1 protein-coding gene is annotated in these 432 nt (G+C 55.1%); it reads right to left on the bottom strand.

Going from position 1 to position 432, the window contains the following annotated elements; all coding sequences use genetic code 11:
* The coding region (locus tag PQR08_RS38695) for a tetratricopeptide repeat protein (RefSeq protein ID WP_408164510.1) at positions 1–419 on the bottom strand (419 nt) is incomplete at its 3' end.
* Positions 420–432 lie beyond the last annotated feature (13 nt).

Here is a 432-nt window from a genome sequence, read left to right as displayed (position 1 = left end):
GCATAGGCGCTGGTCGCGTCGCTCCCTTTGATCAGCCCGTTTTGGTGATACGTGCCCATGCGGTCCCACGCATCTGCCACCCCTAGTTTCATCGCCTTCTCGACCCAGCGAATGGCAAGCTCAGGATCATGTTCCGGAATTGGATAACCACTGAGAATCAGCGAGGCAAGATTCAACATCGCTTTCCAATGATTGCGCTCGGCCGCCTGCACATACAGTTGGTAGATGCGGTTCCAGTTTCGCTTCTCGAACCATACGTTCGGGTCGTTCAGTTCGAGCGCTTGCTCGTACCATAACTCGGCCTGCGGATCGACGGGCGGAATGTGCTGATCCTGATAAACGCAAGTGAACGTCTGGCGGTGCGGATCGAACAGCGGCAGTTTCGTGTAGCGGGGAAAATCGGATAGTCGAGCAGTCATACGATTGAATAGC

Source organism: Caballeronia jiangsuensis (assembly GCF_046030135.1).
In the GTDB taxonomy this organism is placed as follows: domain Bacteria; phylum Pseudomonadota; class Gammaproteobacteria; order Burkholderiales; family Burkholderiaceae; genus Caballeronia; species Caballeronia jiangsuensis.
This window is presented reverse-complemented; position numbering and strand designations above follow the sequence as displayed.